The 17,622-nt window shown below is 34.5% G+C and carries 14 protein-coding genes; 4 read left to right on the top strand and 10 right to left on the bottom strand.

Annotated elements, in window-relative coordinates; translation table 11 throughout:
* The first annotated feature begins 193 nt into the window (after window positions 1-193).
* On the top strand, window positions 194-487 hold the full coding sequence (locus TX86_RS04420; RefSeq protein WP_042346600.1) for a hypothetical protein: 294 nt from the start codon (window positions 194-196) through the stop codon (window positions 485-487).
* A 182-nt stretch (window positions 488-669) separates the two neighbouring features.
* Here the strand turns inward: TX86_RS04420 and TX86_RS04415 are convergent, their stop codons facing one another.
* The 3 genes from TX86_RS04415 to trhO all read right to left on the bottom strand — a co-directional run bounded on the left by TX86_RS04415 (window position 670) and on the right by trhO (window position 3,026).
* Entirely contained in the window at window positions 670-1,344 is a 675-nt protein-coding gene (locus TX86_RS04415) for a class I SAM-dependent methyltransferase (protein WP_042346599.1), read from the bottom strand.
* A gap of 172 nt (window positions 1,345-1,516) precedes the next feature.
* Window positions 1,517-1,945 carry a transcriptional regulator MntR gene (gene mntR, locus TX86_RS04410; RefSeq protein WP_042346597.1) on the bottom strand — a complete coding sequence of 143 codons (429 nt, stop codon included), beginning with the start codon at window positions 1,943-1,945 and terminating at the stop codon, window positions 1,517-1,519.
* A gap of 127 nt (window positions 1,946-2,072) precedes the next feature.
* Window positions 2,073-3,026, bottom strand: coding sequence for an oxygen-dependent tRNA uridine(34) hydroxylase TrhO (trhO, locus tag TX86_RS04405; RefSeq protein ID WP_042346596.1), 954 nt, complete (start codon window positions 3,024-3,026; stop codon window positions 2,073-2,075).
* 368 nt (window positions 3,027-3,394) lie between these two features.
* Between trhO and TX86_RS04400 the strand changes: the two genes are divergently transcribed.
* The gene (locus TX86_RS04400; RefSeq protein WP_042346594.1) at window positions 3,395-3,937 is read left to right on the top strand and encodes an NADPH-dependent FMN reductase; all 543 of its coding nucleotides are present in this window, start codon (window positions 3,395-3,397) and stop codon (window positions 3,935-3,937) included.
* A gap of 142 nt (window positions 3,938-4,079) precedes the next feature.
* Here the strand turns inward: TX86_RS04400 and TX86_RS04395 are convergent, their stop codons facing one another.
* The 5 genes from TX86_RS04395 to TX86_RS04375 all read right to left on the bottom strand — a co-directional run bounded on the left by TX86_RS04395 (window position 4,080) and on the right by TX86_RS04375 (window position 8,760).
* Window positions 4,080-4,313: a ferredoxin family protein gene (locus TX86_RS04395; RefSeq protein ID WP_195892859.1), complete on the bottom strand. Its 234-nt coding sequence runs from the start codon at window positions 4,311-4,313 to the stop codon at window positions 4,080-4,082.
* A 497-nt stretch (window positions 4,314-4,810) separates the two neighbouring features.
* The gene (locus TX86_RS04390) at window positions 4,811-5,878 is read right to left on the bottom strand and encodes a sulfate/molybdate ABC transporter ATP-binding protein (protein WP_042346589.1); all 1,068 of its coding nucleotides are present in this window, start codon (window positions 5,876-5,878) and stop codon (window positions 4,811-4,813) included.
* Window positions 5,879-5,893: 15 nt separating this feature from the next.
* Window positions 5,894-6,775 carry a sulfate ABC transporter permease subunit CysW gene (gene cysW / locus TX86_RS04385; RefSeq protein ID WP_042346588.1) on the bottom strand — a complete coding sequence of 294 codons (882 nt, stop codon included), beginning with the start codon at window positions 6,773-6,775 and terminating at the stop codon, window positions 5,894-5,896.
* 16 nt (window positions 6,776-6,791) lie between these two features.
* Complete coding sequence (gene cysT / locus TX86_RS04380) at window positions 6,792-7,613, bottom strand: sulfate ABC transporter permease subunit CysT (RefSeq protein ID WP_042346587.1); 822 nt, start codon at window positions 7,611-7,613, stop codon at window positions 6,792-6,794.
* A 97-nt stretch (window positions 7,614-7,710) separates the two neighbouring features.
* Window positions 7,711-8,760, bottom strand: a complete 1,050-nt coding sequence (locus TX86_RS04375) for a sulfate ABC transporter substrate-binding protein (RefSeq protein ID WP_042346586.1) — start codon at window positions 8,758-8,760, stop codon at window positions 7,711-7,713.
* 412 nt (window positions 8,761-9,172) lie between these two features.
* Here TX86_RS04375 and TX86_RS04370 point away from each other — a divergent pair, with 412 nt between their 5' ends.
* Window positions 9,173-9,601 carry a DUF3788 domain-containing protein gene (locus TX86_RS04370; protein WP_042346583.1) on the top strand — a complete coding sequence of 143 codons (429 nt, stop codon included), beginning with the start codon at window positions 9,173-9,175 and terminating at the stop codon, window positions 9,599-9,601.
* A gap of 74 nt (window positions 9,602-9,675) precedes the next feature.
* On the opposite strand, the gene TX86_RS04365 is transcribed toward TX86_RS04370, so the two are convergent.
* Window positions 9,676-11,847, bottom strand: a complete 2,172-nt coding sequence (locus TX86_RS04365; protein ID WP_042346581.1) for a type IA DNA topoisomerase — start codon at window positions 11,845-11,847, stop codon at window positions 9,676-9,678.
* Window positions 11,848-12,146: 299 nt separating this feature from the next.
* On the opposite strand from TX86_RS04365, the gene TX86_RS04360 reads away from it, so the two are divergent.
* Window positions 12,147-14,450, top strand: coding sequence for a glycoside hydrolase (locus tag TX86_RS04360; RefSeq protein ID WP_042346580.1), 2,304 nt, complete (start codon window positions 12,147-12,149; stop codon window positions 14,448-14,450).
* Window positions 14,451-14,555: 105 nt separating this feature from the next.
* Here the strand turns inward: TX86_RS04360 and TX86_RS04355 are convergent, their stop codons facing one another.
* Window positions 14,556-17,234 (bottom strand): YhgE/Pip domain-containing protein, encoded by a 2,679-nt coding sequence (locus TX86_RS04355; protein ID WP_042346577.1) that lies wholly within the window; start codon window positions 17,232-17,234, stop codon window positions 14,556-14,558.
* Window positions 17,235-17,622: the final 388 nt, after the last annotated feature.

Raw genomic sequence — 17,622 nt, 5'->3', positions numbered from 1 at the left:
CATCTTAGGCGAACATGTCTCGTAGAAAATTAGAATAAAACATTCTAATCCGTTAGCTACCTACCTTTTTTCTAAAAGATGGGTAGCTTTTTTGTATTTTACGAAATCTGTTGATGTTGAACAAGTTTCCGATTGTTCATCATGCTCATAATTTGTAATTGTACAAATAAAATATGAGTAGGTTGTGATACGAATGAATCCATACGATTATTACGATAATACTCACATCTATAATCAACAATATGATACATCCGACAATAATAATTGGATGGTACGTCCCCCTGACCCCGTTGGTGGTGGTCATGTTGTCAGTGTCGGTCACGTAGATGGAGGTCCTGTTGGTCATATTGGAGGAGGAGGATTTCCATCAGGGGGGTGGTCACCAGGTGGTGGATGGCTCCCAAGTAGTTCATGGTATCCATGGTATCCATATCAAAGCTGGTACCATCCCTACAGTGGTGATTGGTATCCGAGATACCGATTTTAACATTTGACTTCATTGTATAAAATAACCACAGTATTAAAAGATAAAGAAAGTATATAAATTTGTACGGTGTCTAGCTCCAGTGCCCAGCGACGTATAGATTTCGCCCAGCTCCCTACGATAAGTCGAAGTGCTCCAATCTATACGTCGCTAAACGGGCGCTTGCGCTTTTCTTAAGTAACGTATCATTTTTTCTGTAACATAAATAACCACATAAACGATACAGATTGCTGTAATTCTTTAGACATACTCGGTAACATTTGTTGTCTAGCTTCTTTCTTTTCTACCCAATGTTCTGCGATAAGATTCCAACCATTTTCCACTGCAATTCTTTCGAACTCCCATGGTAGCATACTATTCATAATAACTTTTTCACCATAAAGTCTATTGAAGCTATGTATTTTACGTGGACCTGCAGTTGGACCAAGAATACCAAAACAAGCATAGCCATCTTGTTTAACAACACGTTTCATTTCATTAAGTGCATCCAAGGGATTTTCTGTCCACTCAATTGAATTAATAGCCATAATAGCATCAAATTCTTCATTATCAAATGGTAATTTAGCAATGTCCCCTTGTATAAATCGAATATTTTTATCTTGTATACGACCCTTCGCAGTCTCAATCATTTCTTTCGATAGATCAAGACCAACTGTCCGATAGCCATTAGCTAAAAGCATCATGGAACCATAACCATCTCCACAACCTAAATCACATACATGACTTCCCTTCGGTACATGTGATAAGAAAAATGGAATAATATCTTTCCTACTTCCTCCCTCCCACATTTCCCTTGAGTTACTAGCCCAATTTTGTGCAAAAGAATCCCATTTCACTTCTGCTTGTTCATGCCAATTCATTATTTCCCCACCCTATTCGTATTTTACTCAATAAAAACTATATAACCCCTGTATACAGTATAAACCATAATATTACAATCTATATATTAATAACTCCCTTTAGAATAAGCATCCAACAAAAAAGGTAACTTGAAATCATTCATGTCAACGATTTCAAGTTACCTTTTTTCAATTATTCACTTGGATGTTCATTTGTTTTTTGAACATTTCTTAATGCTTCTATGCGCTTTGGATCTTCTTCAAAATAATAAACTAAATCACCAACTCGATCTATTGCGTTCCAGCTCAAATGATGTTCAATACCTTCAACATCATGATAAATATTTTCTTCTTTTACTCCGATTATGCGTAATAGGTTTTCTAATAATTCATGACGATATACTAACCGTCTTCCAACCTTTTTCCCTTTAGTAGTTAAAATTAGTCCTCTATATTTCTCATATATCAAATAATCTTCTTGGTCTAGCTTTTGAACCATTTTAGTAACTGAGGATGGATGAACACTCAAATTTTCTGCAATATCTGATACTCTAGCGTATCCTTTTTCTTCAATTAAAATATATATTTGTTCTATATAATCTTCCATACTTGGTGTTGCCATCATGTATCCTCCCCGTTTAAAGCATATCATTAAAATTCTACTATATTTTTGCATTTTTCTCAAGGAATGATATGTTACATAAAAAAGCCGTCCTAATAACGATGATAGAACGGCTTAACTGTTGCTACTATAAATTAATTCTACTTAATCTTTCATTCACTTCTACTTCAGAAAGATTGTATTCAACCACATATCGATTTCGAGCGTGTGCGCTACATTCCGGAGTACACCCTCGTAAATACTTATGTTCATTCTCTTCTGAACATATAATTTGTTTATTACACTCAGGATTTGCACAGTTCACATAACGCTCACAAGGCTCATTTGTGAAATGATCGCGACCCACGATTACATGCTCCTTCTGATTAATAGGGACACTAATACGCTCATCGAATACATACATCATACCGTCCCAATTCTCACCTTGAACAACTGGGTCTTTACCATATGTAGCAATTCCACCATGAAGCTGAGAAACATCTTCATAACCTTCTCTTACTAACCAGCCAGAGAATTTCTCACAGCGAATACCACCCGTGCAGTACGTTAAAATCTTTTTGTTTTCAAACATCTGTTTATTTTCACGCATCCATTGAGGTAGGTCACGGAAGTTTCTAATATCAGGTCGAACCGCTCCTTTAAAGTGTCCTAAATCAAATTCATAATCATTTCTCGCATCAATAATCACAGTATCTTCTTTCTTCATAGCCTCAAAAAACTCTACAGGGCTTAAATATTCACCTGTGATTTCATGCGGATTTATATCATCCTCTAAACGTAGAGACACAATTTCTTTTCTTGGACGAACATGCATCTTTTTAAAAGCATGACCATCTGCTTCATCAATTTTAAAGACGATATCACTGAATAATGGATTACTTTTCATTGCTTCCATGTATTGATTTGTTTGTTCAATAGTACCAGAGACTGTACCATTAATACCTTCTAACCCCGCCAAAATTCTACCCTTTAATCCGATTTCTTTACAAAAAGCAAGATGCTGTGCTGCAAATTCCTCTGGATTTTCTATAGGCACATATAAATAATAAAGTAATACTCTATATGCTTTTGATTCTATCATGCATAATAACCCCTTTGCTCTTAACTTATTATTACAATCGAAGAAACTATTCTTAACGACTTTAATTATCGAAATATTTTAAAACACACATTAAAAATAGTAAGTGTTTATTTTTAATAATGCAAGTTAAGTGAATTCTAACGTTTTTTATAGTGATAAAGTTTCCTAAACTGACAAGAACTTCATAACCATGTATAATTCAGGTGGTAGCAAATAGAGATAAGACGTTTCAAAAATATTCTTAAATAAAAAACCATCTATATTTTTCAAAAATATAACTATTGAGTGAAACGCATTCTAATATATGATAAACAGCAATGATAATACATTTTAAATAACCCGTTTATATTTAGTAGGAGGAGATTTTCTTGAAACTAGTAGGTATTTCAGGAGCACTTATTGGAGCAAAACCAGCAATCGCTGTTAACGAAGTGCTACAAGCAGCAAAAAGACTTGACCCAAGTATTGAAATTGAATTAATTGATTTACGAAATTACGATGTAGAATTTGTAGTAGGTAAACCATTCGAAGCCTATAACCAAGACACGCAAACAGTTATCAACAAAATTTTAGAAGCTGATCTTTATGTAATCGGAACACCTATTTATCAAGCATCTATTACTGGTGCTCTGAAAAATCTATTCGATCACTTACCAACAACCGCACTTCAATCTAAAGTTGTTGGTGTTATCACAACTGGTGGATCAGACAAGCACTTCTTAGTAGCTGATAATCAATTAAAGCCAATTCTTTCATTCTTCAAAGCCAATATCGCTGCAAGTAGCGTATTTGTTCATAGCAGTAACTTTAATAAAGACAATGAAATTGTTGATGAAGATGTTAAGCACCGCATCAACAATCTTGCAATGGATTTATTATTCCTACACACAAAACTTTTCGCGAATAACTAAGAAAAGCGGAAGCGACCTCTGTATAGCTCCATATGGATTGGAGCACTCTACCTTAGGATAGAGGAAATATCAAATGAAATTGTCTTGATTTAAATAGAAAGAGGGTGCCCCCATCTCGGGCACCCTCTTTCATATGAAATGATTAAGCAAAAAATTCTTTCGCTTTATCTAAATAAACTTGGTCTTCGTCACTCAGTTCATCAACATGGAATATTGCTTCAACAGGACAAGCTGTTTCACAAGCCCCACATTCGATACAAACAGAAGGATCAATAAAGAATTGCTCTTCTCCCTCAACAATACAATCTACAGGGCAAACTGTTACACAATCCGCAGCTTTTTCTCCAATACATGGAGATGTAATAACAAATGTCATAATAATTGCTCCTTTTATATGAAATTTTTAGAAAACAGATTAACATAGCATATGAAACTAGTAAGCTTTGTTAGCATTCTTTCTGGAACTAACACAATAATTAGTCAATTCAAGTTGGAACATATTTTCAATATTACTACGTCCGTGTAGGGTCTCCCAATACATATATACATCATTGTTTTCTATGAAGATGTCAAATGCATGAGTAAATATCCCCTGTTTCATATATTCCCCCCTTTGTATCAAACTAAAACAAGTATGCATATATGAAAGTCACCGAACACGCAATTTTAAATAGCTAATACCTATATGTACTCCCCAATACTTTTTATTAATTTAGATTTATTAAAAAGTATTACTATAAAATTACCACCAAATTATCAGACTATCAAATAAAATTTCTGATAATTCTAAAAACAACCCAAATAAATCAGCTATTAAACACATTTTATCACATTTACTCGTTCTAATAGCTATTTATTAGGGATTGTATTTATCTATATAACAAAATCCATAAACACCTTTAATTCCTTTGGCTTAACAAATATCGCATCGCCAACTCGTACATCAAGTTCTTCGATACTTTCTTTTGATAATTCCAATTCAATAAATTCTCCCGTGTCATTTCTTTTCAATTCGATACGAACGATTGGACCAACAGCATGGATATGTTCGACAGTCGATGCAATCGATGTCTCATCAGATGCTACCTTTTCAATACTGAAGTGATGTGGCCGTGTATAACCAAGCCCTTCCCCATCTGTTACATCATGAGGTTCAGGTATTTCTAATTGGTAATTACCTGTTTGTAAATGCCCATCACGCACTTTACCAGAAAACACATTGGCACTCCCTAAAAAGTCATATACGAAGGGGTTAACAGGTTCATTATACACTTCCTCAGGTGTTCCAATCTGTTCGATTCTCCCATTGTTCATGATCACTATGCGATCTGCAACATCTAACGCTTCCTCTTGATCATGTGTTACAAATACGCTCGTAATCTGAAAATCATTATGCAAATGCCTTAACCAACGACGGAGTTCTTTTCGCACCTTTGCATCAAGTGCACCAAAAGGTTCATCTAATAATAATACCTCAGGCTCTACTGCTAACGACCTAGCAAGTGCAACACGTTGTCGTTGACCTCCAGACAATTGATTCGGATAACGATCTGCAAAATTCTCTAACTTCACTAACTGAAGCAATTCAAGGACCTTTTCTTTAATTTCCTCCTTTGATGGTCTTAGTTTTTTTGGACGTACCTTTAAACCATAAGCGACATTTTCAAAAATAGTCATATTACGAAACAATGCATAATGTTGAAAAACAAATCCAACCTTTCGCTTACCAACATGTGTGTTAGTAAAATCCTGTTGATTAAATAGCACCTGACCTGAATCAGGATGTTCTAAACCTGCAATAATCCGTAATAATGACGTTTTTCCAGAACCAGATGGTCCTAATAAAGCAACTAATTCTCCACTTTTGATTTCTAAATCAATATCATGAAGAATCTTTGTACTTCCAAAGGACTTAGCAATATTATTAATTGTTATTCCCATAACCAATGCTCCTTTTTATCCTACCTTAGATGAACGATACTTCCCTTTCCATTCTAAGAAGTTTTTAATGATTAACGTGATAATCGCGACTACAGACATGAGAGATGCGACCGCAAATGCTGCTGCAAACTGGTACTCGTTATAAAGAATTTCTATATGAAGAGGCATTGTATTCGTTAAACCTCTTATATGCCCTGACACAACAGAAACTGCACCAAACTCGCCTATTGCTCTCGCATTACACAAAATAATACCGTACAACAATCCCCACTTAATATTCGGTAGTGTAATGCGCAGAAAAGTTTGTAACCCACTTGCTCCAAGTACGACGGAGGCCTCCTCTTCTGATGAACCTTGATTTTGCATCAAAGGTATCAATTCTCTAGCCACAAAAGGAAATGTCACAAATAACGTGGCAATCACTATACCCGGAACAGCAAATATGATTTTCAAGTCATGTTCTGCTAACCAAGGACCCAACCAACTATTCGCACCAAATAAAAGAATAAAAATTAAGCCCGCTATAACAGGAGATACAGCAAAAGGTAAATCAATTAAGGTAATTAATACATTTTTCCCTTTAAATTTATATTTTGAGATAGCCCAAGCTGCAGCTACTCCAAAGATAGCATTAATCGGTACTGCAATTAGTACAACGAGAAGAGTCAGTTTTATTGCAGATAAAGCATCAGGATGAGTAATCGCTGCAAAGTAAACATCCGCTCCTTTTTCAAAAGCTTTCACAAAAATCGCGATCAATGGTAATAACAAAAACAACGAAAGAAAGAGTAAGACAATAGCGATTAATATTACTCGTATATATAAAGGTTCCGTTGTGTTAGGAATGGGAGCAGGCTTCGTATCCTCTTTTGTCTTTGCATTAAGTTCAAGCTCCATTTACTAGCCCTCCTTCTTATTGCTGAATATATCTTCTATTCGACCACCATTGCAGAACATTTATAAATAGAAGAATAATAAACGTAAAAACGAGCATCACTGCAGCAATAGCAGTTGCTCCAACATAATCATATTGCTCAAGCTTAGTCATAATAATTAATGGCGTAATTTCCGTTTTGTAAGGCGTATTACCTGAAATGAAGACAACTGAACCATATTCTCCTAAAGAGCGAGCAAATGATAAAGCAAAACCCGTTAAAACGGCTGGAATGAGTTCAGGAAAAATCACCTTACAGAAGGTTTGCCAACGACTTGCTCCTAATATGGAAGACACCTCTTCCAATTCTTTTTCGATATTCGCTAAAACGGGCTGTACCATGCGCACAACAAAGGGCAAGCCGATAAAAACAAGTGCAACCATTATCCCAATTGGTGTAAATGCGATTTTAAAAGAAAAAAATTGGCCAATCCAACCATTTGTTGAATATAACGTAGTTAAGGCTATACCTGCAACTGCTGTTGGTAAGGCAAAAGGTAAATCAACTAAACTATCAATAATTTTCTTCCCTGGAAATTGATAACGCGTTAATACCCAAGCAATCAATATACCAAATACACCATTTATACAAGCTGCAATAAAAGCTGTGCCAAAGCTCAATTTATATGAAGCAATCGCTCTAGCATTCGTAACAGTTTCCCAGAAACCACTGAACCCTAAAGACATCGAATTCAGAAAGACCATAGATAATGGAATTAATACTAAGACACCTAAATACAAAATAGTTAATCCCATTGTCAATCCAAAACCCGGTAATACTGCCTTTCTCTTCGTTTTCATAACTCATAATCCACTCCTTCATGAAAAAGCACAAGTATGCTCAACTAACAAACTTCCAACTCCTAACTCATATAGCTTTGAAGTTGAAAGGATAACATTATGGCTGATAAATTTGATCGAATGTACCACCATCATTAAAATGTGTTTCTTGAGCTTTCTTCCAACCACCAAAATCTTGATCAATATTTACTAAATCAATTTTTGGAAAGAGGTTATCATATTTTTTTAGAATTTCTTCATTTCTTGGACGATAATAGTTTTTAGTAGCGATTTCTTGACCTTTATCAGAATACAAATAATTTAGGTATGCTTCTGCTACCTCTCTCGTACCTTTTTTATCAACTACCTTATCTACAATAGCCACTGGTGGTTCTGCTAAAATACTGATTGAAGGTGCCACAATTTCAAATTTATCCTTACCCAATTCATCTAACGTTAAAAAAGCTTCATTCTCCCAAGCAAGTAACACATCGCCAATTCCACGCTCAACGAACGTTGTTGTTGCCCCTCTCGCTCCTGAATCTAACACTTCAACGTTCTTATATAGTTTTCTTACAAAATCCTTCACTTTCTTTTCATCTTTGTTATACTTCTTCTCTGCATATGCCCAAGCTGCTAGGTAATTCCATCGTGCTCCACCTGATGTCTTTGGATTAGGCGTGATAACCGAAACATCTTTACGAATTAAATCATCCCAATCATTAATTTTCTTTGGGTTTCCCTTTTTAACTAAAAAAACAATCGTTGACGTATAAGGCGTCGAATTATTCGGAAATTCACTTTGCCAATCCTTTGCAATCAATTTCCCTTTAGCCTTTGCAATCGCGTCGATATCATAGGCAAGTGCTAATGTAACCACGTCAGCTTCTAGTCCATCAATAACAGCTCTACCTTGTTTACCCGAACCACCATGAGATTGCTGAAAAGTAACTGTTTGACCTTTCTCCTTTTTCCAATAATCAGCAAACTCCTTATTAAACGCTTGATATAGCTCACGTGTTGGGTCATAAGAAACATTCAATAATTCAACATTTTCTTTTTTCTCTGTTTCTTCTTTTGTTTGTTCTCCTGATGAACTTTTCGAACCACATCCTACTAATACACCAATCAATAATGTGATAACTAAAAAAAACTTCGCCTTTCTCACCTAAATCCCCCCTAATACTTTGTTTATAACCGACTTTTCCAAATTCTCTATATAGCAATAGAAAAAGGCTCTAAATCAAGAAATTAGTATTTTGCTAATTTCCTAACTTAGAGCCTTCGGTCGTCCGATCAGCCGAGTATACAATTGATAACATCTCTTCCACTTCAACAGCATTTTTTATTGTTTCTGATATAAACACTATAAAGCTAATTATTCCTACCTGTCAACTCTAATTTATTTTCTCATGACTTTAAAACAAGAACAATACTTTCTATGATTCTGTACTTTTCGTTTCACACTATGCACATTCATTGTGATTACACTTAAACGTAACATGTACGCCAAACGAATGTAGTTGTATATGGAAGGACTTCAAGTATTACATTACTAATCTATAAAGGTGGTAAATATTTTGGAATGGAAAGACACATTCTTACAAGAATGTAAACCTACACTTGAACAAGTTGAATCATTCATTAATAACCCTCTTTGGTCAAAATTAATGGATAATTTGCAAGACACATATCATATTTCGCCACAACTTCAATACAGTGGATGTTCTATGCAAAAGGGATGGAATATCAGGTTTAAAAAAAGAGGTAAATCTCTTTGTACTTTATATCCTATGAAAGGATATTTCCTCGCTTTAGTTGTCGTTGGAGCAAAAGAAATGGAGAAAGCTGAATTATTGCTCCCGTTTTGTTCAACTACTGTTCAAGAAATTTTTAACAAAGCTGATTTGTATATAGGAGGAAAATGGCTTATGGTTCCCGTCTTAAATCATGAAACGCTTCAGGATTTAAGAAGTCTAATTAGCCTGCGTGTAGCACCCCAAAAATAAACGGAGCAATTGTTAAAAAATGTTAAAAGAGCGTCCCGAAAGTGATTTTTTATCACTTTTGAGGCGCCCCTCTATTATTTCCCTTCATTCTTATTCTTCTCTTGCTCAACAAACTCCATTTTCCAGCCAAAATATTCGTTATCCGTATTTTTTTCATACGTCATTATAGCGTCAAACTTATTCCCTTTTTTACTAGTTAAACCTTTAACTAACGCTTTACCATCTTTAAGTAATGCTTTAACCATTGTTTTTGTTGGCTTTTTCTTCATAGAAGCAAGATATTTATCATTTTTCCATATCACATATTTACAGCCATTCTTCCAATTCGAACATCCAAAGCCTTTTTGCCCCTCAATAACGGCACTTGAACAAAGTGGACATTTACCTAGAAATTCATTCTTCTTCACTTCTGGCTTCGCTGCATGTAACAAGACAACGTCTTTATCACTCTTAATAGTTTCAACAGATTTCTTTGTAAAATCAAAAATGAAGTTTAAAAACACACCTCGACTTACTTCTTTCTTCTCCATATCAGATAAAGCTTTCTCTAGCTTTCCTGTAAACTCTAAGTCGAAAAGATCTTTAATCGGGAAAGTTTCTACAATTTCCTTACCTAAATCACTACATAGTAAACTTTTATCTTTTGAGAAAATATAGCCGATGTCTTTTAACTTCTTAATTGTTTCCGCTCTCGTTGCTGGTGTCCCAATACTGAACCCGCTTAATACAGCTTCTTCATCATCATAATTCTTCCCGCACGTTTCCATAACACGCAATAAGGTTTTCTCTGTATGATGCTTTGGAGGTTTTGTTTCATGGGATGTTACTTTAGCATTTAGAATTTCTAATTGTTCACTTTGATTCATAAACGGAAGAATATTATCTTTCGACTCAATCTTCTCAACTTGACGCCAGCCTTCAATAATTTGGACGCGACCTTTAGCAGCAAAAAATCCTTTAATTGCCTCATCACTAATCTTAATAGTTACTCTAGTTTCTTCATGCTCAGCGATTGGCATAAACTGCATAATAAAGCGATTTTTAATAGCACTATAAACAATTTGTTCATCACTCGATAAAGATTTAGGAATCACATATGTCGGTATAATGGCAGAGTGACTTTCCACTTTCTCATTATTAAACAAACGTTTTGTTTTTACGAATTTCACTTCATCTTCATACGGTAATCCTCGTTTTACAGCACCTAACACTTTTGCCGCACGATCAACTAAACTTTCTTCAAGAGCTGTACTGGCCGTTCTCGGGTATGTAATATATTTCTTTTCATACAGCGATTGCGCCACTTTCAACACTTTATCGGAAGTCCATCCTTTAAACTTACTCGTAATATGACCTTGTAAATTAGATAAATTAAAAAGATAAGGTGGATACTCTTTTTTACGTTCTACTTGTTTATCCGCTACAATCCCATGTGCATTTTTCAAGGCATTACGAATTTCGTCTAATGTTTCCTTCTGTTTAAACTTCTCTTCTTTCCCTTCCATATAAGTAGCATCAAACTCTTCACCTTTTTCCGTCTTAAACTTGGCCCCTAGTTTGAAATACTTATCTGGCACAAATGCTTCAATTTCTTTATCTCTATCGTAAATTATTTTTAAAGTTGGTAAAATTACACGACCAATATTTAAAACTTGACCTCTACCTTTTTGATATTTTAACGTTGTGACAGATGTTAGATTAATACCGATAACCCAGTCAGCCCACTGCCTACTAACACCAGCATCTTGCAATGGACGTAGCTCTGTATTAGGACGAATTTGTTCTAGTCCAGCCAAAACCTCATCAGGTGTCCATTCATTTAACAATAAGCGATACACTTGCTTCGGAGCTTTAATATTATAAATGATACTATCACCTATTACCTGTCCTTCACGATCATAGTCACATGCAGAGATAATAGCATCAACATCATCCCGAAATAATAATGATTTAATAATAGTAAACTGTTTCTTCGCTCCGCTATCGGCTTGATCACGATTTTTCGGACTGCTCTTCACCTTATATTGAAACTTATTTGGAATGAAAGGAAAATTATCCATTTTCCACTTTCCCATATTCTCATCATAATCTTTCGCATCATACAATTGCAGTAAATGACCGAAAGCCCATGTTACAATATAATTTTCTCCCTCATAATAACCATCACTTCGTTTTTTTATATGTAATGCATCAGCAATGTTTTTAGCAACGGAAGGTTTTTCTGCTATAATAACTGCTTTACTCATTTTACAGGTTAACCTCCTTTTATATGATAAAATTCAAATCCCCGTATCTGTTTTTAATAAATTTTTTCTACATTTCCTTTTAATAACTTACCAAATAAAATATCGTTAAAAATCTATTCTACCATTATTACATTCTAAATTAAAAATCAAAATTAATGTCTACTTGTTATGTATCTTTAGGTTATTCTCTCTTTATATCAATTAATACACTTAATTCTTTTATACACTAATAGTATAACTTTCACTTGTGATATTACTGTAACATTCCTCTACTATAGTATCTCTTGGAGGTAGATAGTATGAAAAAAATATTATCCATATTAATTGCGACAAGTTTGTTAGCTTCACCTTTAGCAGGCTGTTCCAATAGTACAGATAAAACACAAAATGAACAGGCATTTCAAAAAGTATCAGGTTTAGATTTTTCTTATAAGGTAAACCCTGAAACGTTTGAAGTAGTTGTAGAGCACAATGGAAAAACAGAGATTGTATCGAAGGCACAAGAGAAGCGAGAAGTTAGTGATTTTACTAATAAAGAGTCTCATTCTTCATGGACATATCCGAAAGAAGATATAAAAATTTCATTACAGAAAAAAGAAGACTATCTTGATGTAATGATTCAATCAACGAAGGATTCAGAATCAAGTTTTTCATGGCCTGTTGTAGAAGGTCAGAATTATATGCTACCAATTGGAGAAGGAAGAACGATTCCAAGTCAGGATGAGCATTGGAAAAAATATTTAAATGGAAGCGAAATGCATGCAATTGAGTCACTTTCAATGGGTTTTTTCGCAGTAAATCACGAGCAGTATTCTACGCTATACGTAATGAAAGAAGCTTTTAATAGTACGTTGAAGTTTAATACGAAAGACAATATCTCGTTTACATTCACTCATGAATTTCCTAGCATTAACGAAAAGAAAGAATATGGGTTTCGTATTTATGTAGCGAAAAACGATCCTGTACAACTTGCCAAAATCTATAAAAGCTACATTGTTGAAAAAGGTGAATTTAAAACACTAAAGGAAAAAGCAAAAGAAAATAAAAACATTGAAATGTTATATGGCGCTCCACATATTTATTTATGGGATACAACTGTCATTTCAGAAAACGATATCATTTGGAAAGCTTTTCGAGAGCAACTCTCAAGTAAAACAATGACTTATGTAAAAGAGTTTCTATCTAAAGAGATAGAAGAAGGCCAAGAAGCCGTTAATATCATGGATGAAGTATCAAAACAAGATTATGTAGATAACTATCAAAAAAATACAATCTCACAGATGTTAAGTAAAGCTCTAGTAATGCCTTCTTTTTATAAGGAAGATATTTTCACAAAAAGCGACAAAAAAATGGAACGACTTTTGCAAAAAGACATTGAAGAATTAAATGAAGTAGAAATGATTGAACTAAATAAATGTGCTCTTCAAAATAATTTACCATCTGTTTTTTCACCTGTTGATGAATGGGCAAATGACCGAACTCTTGATTTAGTAAAAAAAATAAATGATGCAGGCATTGATAAAGCTTGGTTCGGCTTAGACAATTGGATACAAGGTTTTATAAAGCCTGAAATGGTTAATTATGCAACAAGCAGTGGTTATTTAATGGGACCATATGACTCATATCATTCCATTCATGAACCAGGTAAAGAAAAATGGCATTCTGCCACATTTAAAGATACAAAGCTTTTTGATAAAGCCACCATTGAAGGAAAAGATGGCGAAAAGCTTTCAGGCTTCCAAAATGTTGGTAGAAAATTAAACCCGACTTTATCATTACCATCTGTTCAAGGAAGACTTGAATCTATATTGAATACAGGGATATCGTTCAATTCATGGTTTATTGATTGCGATGCTACAGGTGAAATTTATGATGATTATTCAAAAAATCATATAACCACACAGCAAGAAGATTTGCAGGCACGATTAGAGAGAATGTCATACATCAGAGATGCTAAGAAGATGGTAATTGGTTCGGAAGGTGGAAATGATTTCGCAGCCTCAACAATTGCTTTTGCTCACGGAATAGAATTACCCGCTTTCTCTTGGATGGATGAAGACATGAAGAAAAATAAAGACAGTCAATATTATATGGGCCGCTACTACTCTTCAAGAGGAGGAGCACCTGAAAAAGTTACGAAACAAATCCCAATGAAAGAAGAGTATAAAAAATTTTTCTTAGATCCTACTTATAAGCTCCCTCTATATAAATTAGTTTATAATGACTCTGTCATCACATCCTACCATTGGGATTGGTCGACATTTAAAATTATTGATGAAATAGAAAATCGTATGCTATATGAAATTTTATATAATGTCCCACCAATGTATCATATTGATAAATTCGAATGGGAAAAACACGGCAAAAAGATGGCCGCACATACAAAAGTTTGGTCAAAGTTCAGCAAAAGTGTCATTAACAAAGAAATGACTAATTTTAAAACTCTAACAGACGATCACCTCGTACAAAAAACAGAGTATGGAAATAACATTAAAGTAGTTGCTAACTTTAGTGGAATTCCATATAAATACAATAAAGATACTGTGCAACCAAAATCACTAATCATTTACGATGGAGATATGAAAATATCATATCAACCATAAAGGCAAATAAGAGATTGATTCGCAAATGATTTTAAATAAAAGAACATAAAGGGGCGTTCGTGAAGTGATTGAAATTCACTTTTCGGACACCCCCATCTTTTTTTATCAATGAAAAATTTTGCTTTTCTTCGCATTCTCCGAAAATCGATCAACGACCTTCATTAATGGCTTCTTAAGCACTGTTCCAATTATAATGAAAATCACCGCAATACAAACTAACACAATCATATAGGTAATCGCATTATGCCAAATAGCTCCACCTAAACCTTCTCTCAGTAGCTTTACAGCATAAGTAAAAGGTAAAAACGGATAGATATGTTGGAAGAACGGTGCAGAAACCTCAATAGGAAAGTTACCTCCAGAGCTTGATATTTGTAATACAAGCATAATAATTGCAAGACCTTTCCCAATATTACCGAAAATAGATACTAATGTATAAACAATCGTCACAAACACGAAACTTATTAGCAGACTAAATAGCACAAAAGCAAGCTTCATATGAATATCAACACCGAGTAAATATATGTTTCCTAACGATACAATCGTTGCTTGTATAAGAGCAATTGTTAAGAATGTTAAACCTCTACCAAAGTAAAAATGATGTGGCTTATACATTTCTCTTGGCATATGAACATCCACTGATAACATGGATACGAGCAATAAAGCACCAACCCAAATCGCCAAAGCAGTATAGAAAGGTGAGCTAGCTGAGCCATAATTCGCCACAGGGAATTCTCTGATTTCCTTTAATTTCACTGGATGAGCCATGAAGTCACTATCTGCTTTTATATCTGTTCTAAGTAGGTCAATCACTTCTTCAATACTAATCTTTTTCTTCGACTCATTAAGCTTTTCTGTAGCTGAATTAATTGATTTTGTCAGTTGCGGTAGCTCTGTTCGTGATAAATCACCTGCCATATGTACCGCTTCAACTAATTTTGGCATTTTCTCTTTAATTAATTGGGCAGCACGTTGCAAATCTTTTTCTAAACTAGGTAAATCTTTTTTGACAAACTCACTACCTCTATTAACTTGATTTCTCATTGCGTCAAAGTTGTTTTTATAAAAATTCGCTGCGTAATTTACTTCATCAATTACCTTACCTAAATTATCATTTATTAAATTAGTCGCGTTCTGTAAGGTTGCTTCCAATTGAGGTAATTCTTCTTGATATTTCTTCAGCATAGCAGTAGCTGCTTGCAGCGTCTTTTCCGTATCACCAAGGAGATTCTTCACATTCGGAAGCTGTTTCTGTGCTGCAATAACAACATCATTCGCCGTTTGAATATCACTTTTTATTTTATTTAAACCATCTCGTATAGCTGGCAAATATGTACTATCATAATTTACTAAAACATTATCTGTAAGTTGTTGAATATTCTTGGCTTCAGTATTTATGTTTTGTAATATTGTTGGCAGTTGATTCCCATTATTTTGAAGTATTGAAATGGCATTTTGGACAAGCTTCTGCTGCTCTTGCACCCGATTATTAATGTTTTGTAATCGTTGCTTTAGATCTTTCATACGGTCAGGCGCTATACCTTGATCAATTAATCCTTGAATATGATCAATTTGATTTTGTAGAACTTTTTGTTGTTTATCCAATAAATCATTCACACTATTCAAAAATGACATTGCTTGTTCTGGAGAAATATTTGTATCTAACAATTGATCCGTAATGATAGCCGTATTTTTAGCAATTTGATTAACAAGCACTAAATTTAATCGCACAGCGTTAGCTATTTCATCAAATGATGCACTTAGACTATCTGTAAATTGCGTCGCAATAGCCACATATTTTTCGCTATCTTTAGCCAACTGTTCGATCTTTGGTAGCAACGCTTGAGTGGAATGAATGACATCCATCGCTTGATTTGCTTCCGTTAAACCATTATTCAATGTATCTTTTACAATGCCAAAATTATTATTAAATTCATTGACCTTCTCAGCCATTTTGCGTATTTCAGGTATCTTCCCCTGCAGCAGTAACACTTGTTGCCCCGCTTGGTCCACAAGCGGTAAAGCTCCTTGAATTTTCAATATACTTTGCCCAGCTGCATTTATTTCCGGAATATGACTTGTTAGGCCAACTACTTTATTTGCTTTGGCTTGAATAGTAGGCAACTCTTTTTCAAGTTGTATCATTTGTTGTCCAAATGAGTTGATTTGTGGCAGAGCATCGTGAATTTGATAGAGCTTACTCTCGAGTTTACGAATAGTAGGTAAATCTTTATCAAGCTCAATTCCAATCTTATCAAAAGCTGTTAATAAGGAGCGTGAAACTGTATCAACAAATTCCTGGCTCACCTGTGTAGTAATACTATTAGCACCGGTTGCTGTAATCTTTGGAGTAATGGCATTAATTTTATCATTTACTGTAAAAACGATTTCCGCTTTCTTTGGCTTTTCACTTAAAATGCTCGACAATGCTTCAGAGAAGTCTTTCGGAATATATAAACTTGCATAATAATTGCCATTTGTAACTCCTGAGTCTGCTTCTTCCTTACTCACAAACGTCCATCCTAGATTCTCGTTTTTCTTTAGTTTTTTCACTAATTCTTTTCCGATGTTTAGCTTTTTATCTTCTACCGTGGTGCCTACATCATCATTAGCAACCGCAATTTTTATCCCTTTCGTGTTCCCATACGGGTCCCAAAGTGCTTTAATGTTAAACCATGCATAAAGCGAAGGTAAAAACATTAATGCAATGATTAAAAAGATCGCTGCCTTCGATCGAGAAATTCGGCGCCAATCCAATCCATAAATATGTAATACTTTTCTCATAGATGAAACTCCTTTTACAGCTCTCGTTGACGTATTTTATATATAAAATGATAAAGCGAAACATTATTCGGTGGGGAGTTCGTCCATCCCCCATCGATTATTAGTTTAGCCAATCGGGTTCGTACTGGCGCTTAGACACCTGCTTACACATCTTCGTTTTACTGCGATGTTGAAGTGGGAGTCTTAGCGATAAATTAGAACGGGATAAATTCTCCATTTACTTTACCCAACTGTCATACAAATCATGTTTTTTCAAATACAAAACTTTATTTTAAAAACAAAAAAAGCCACAAAACGATTAAAATAACTACCGCTAATCGTCTTGTGACTTTCAAATATAAGATATAATTATTTAGAAATTTTACTAACATCATTTATAAAAATACTA

Origin of the sequence: Bacillus massiliigorillae (assembly GCF_000380245.2) — a bacterium.
GTDB classification, from domain to species: domain Bacteria; phylum Bacillota; class Bacilli; order Bacillales; family DSM-1321; genus Bacillus_AD; species Bacillus_AD massiliigorillae.
The sequence above is the reverse complement of the archived record's forward strand: the minus strand, read 5'-3'. Positions and strand labels throughout refer to the sequence as shown.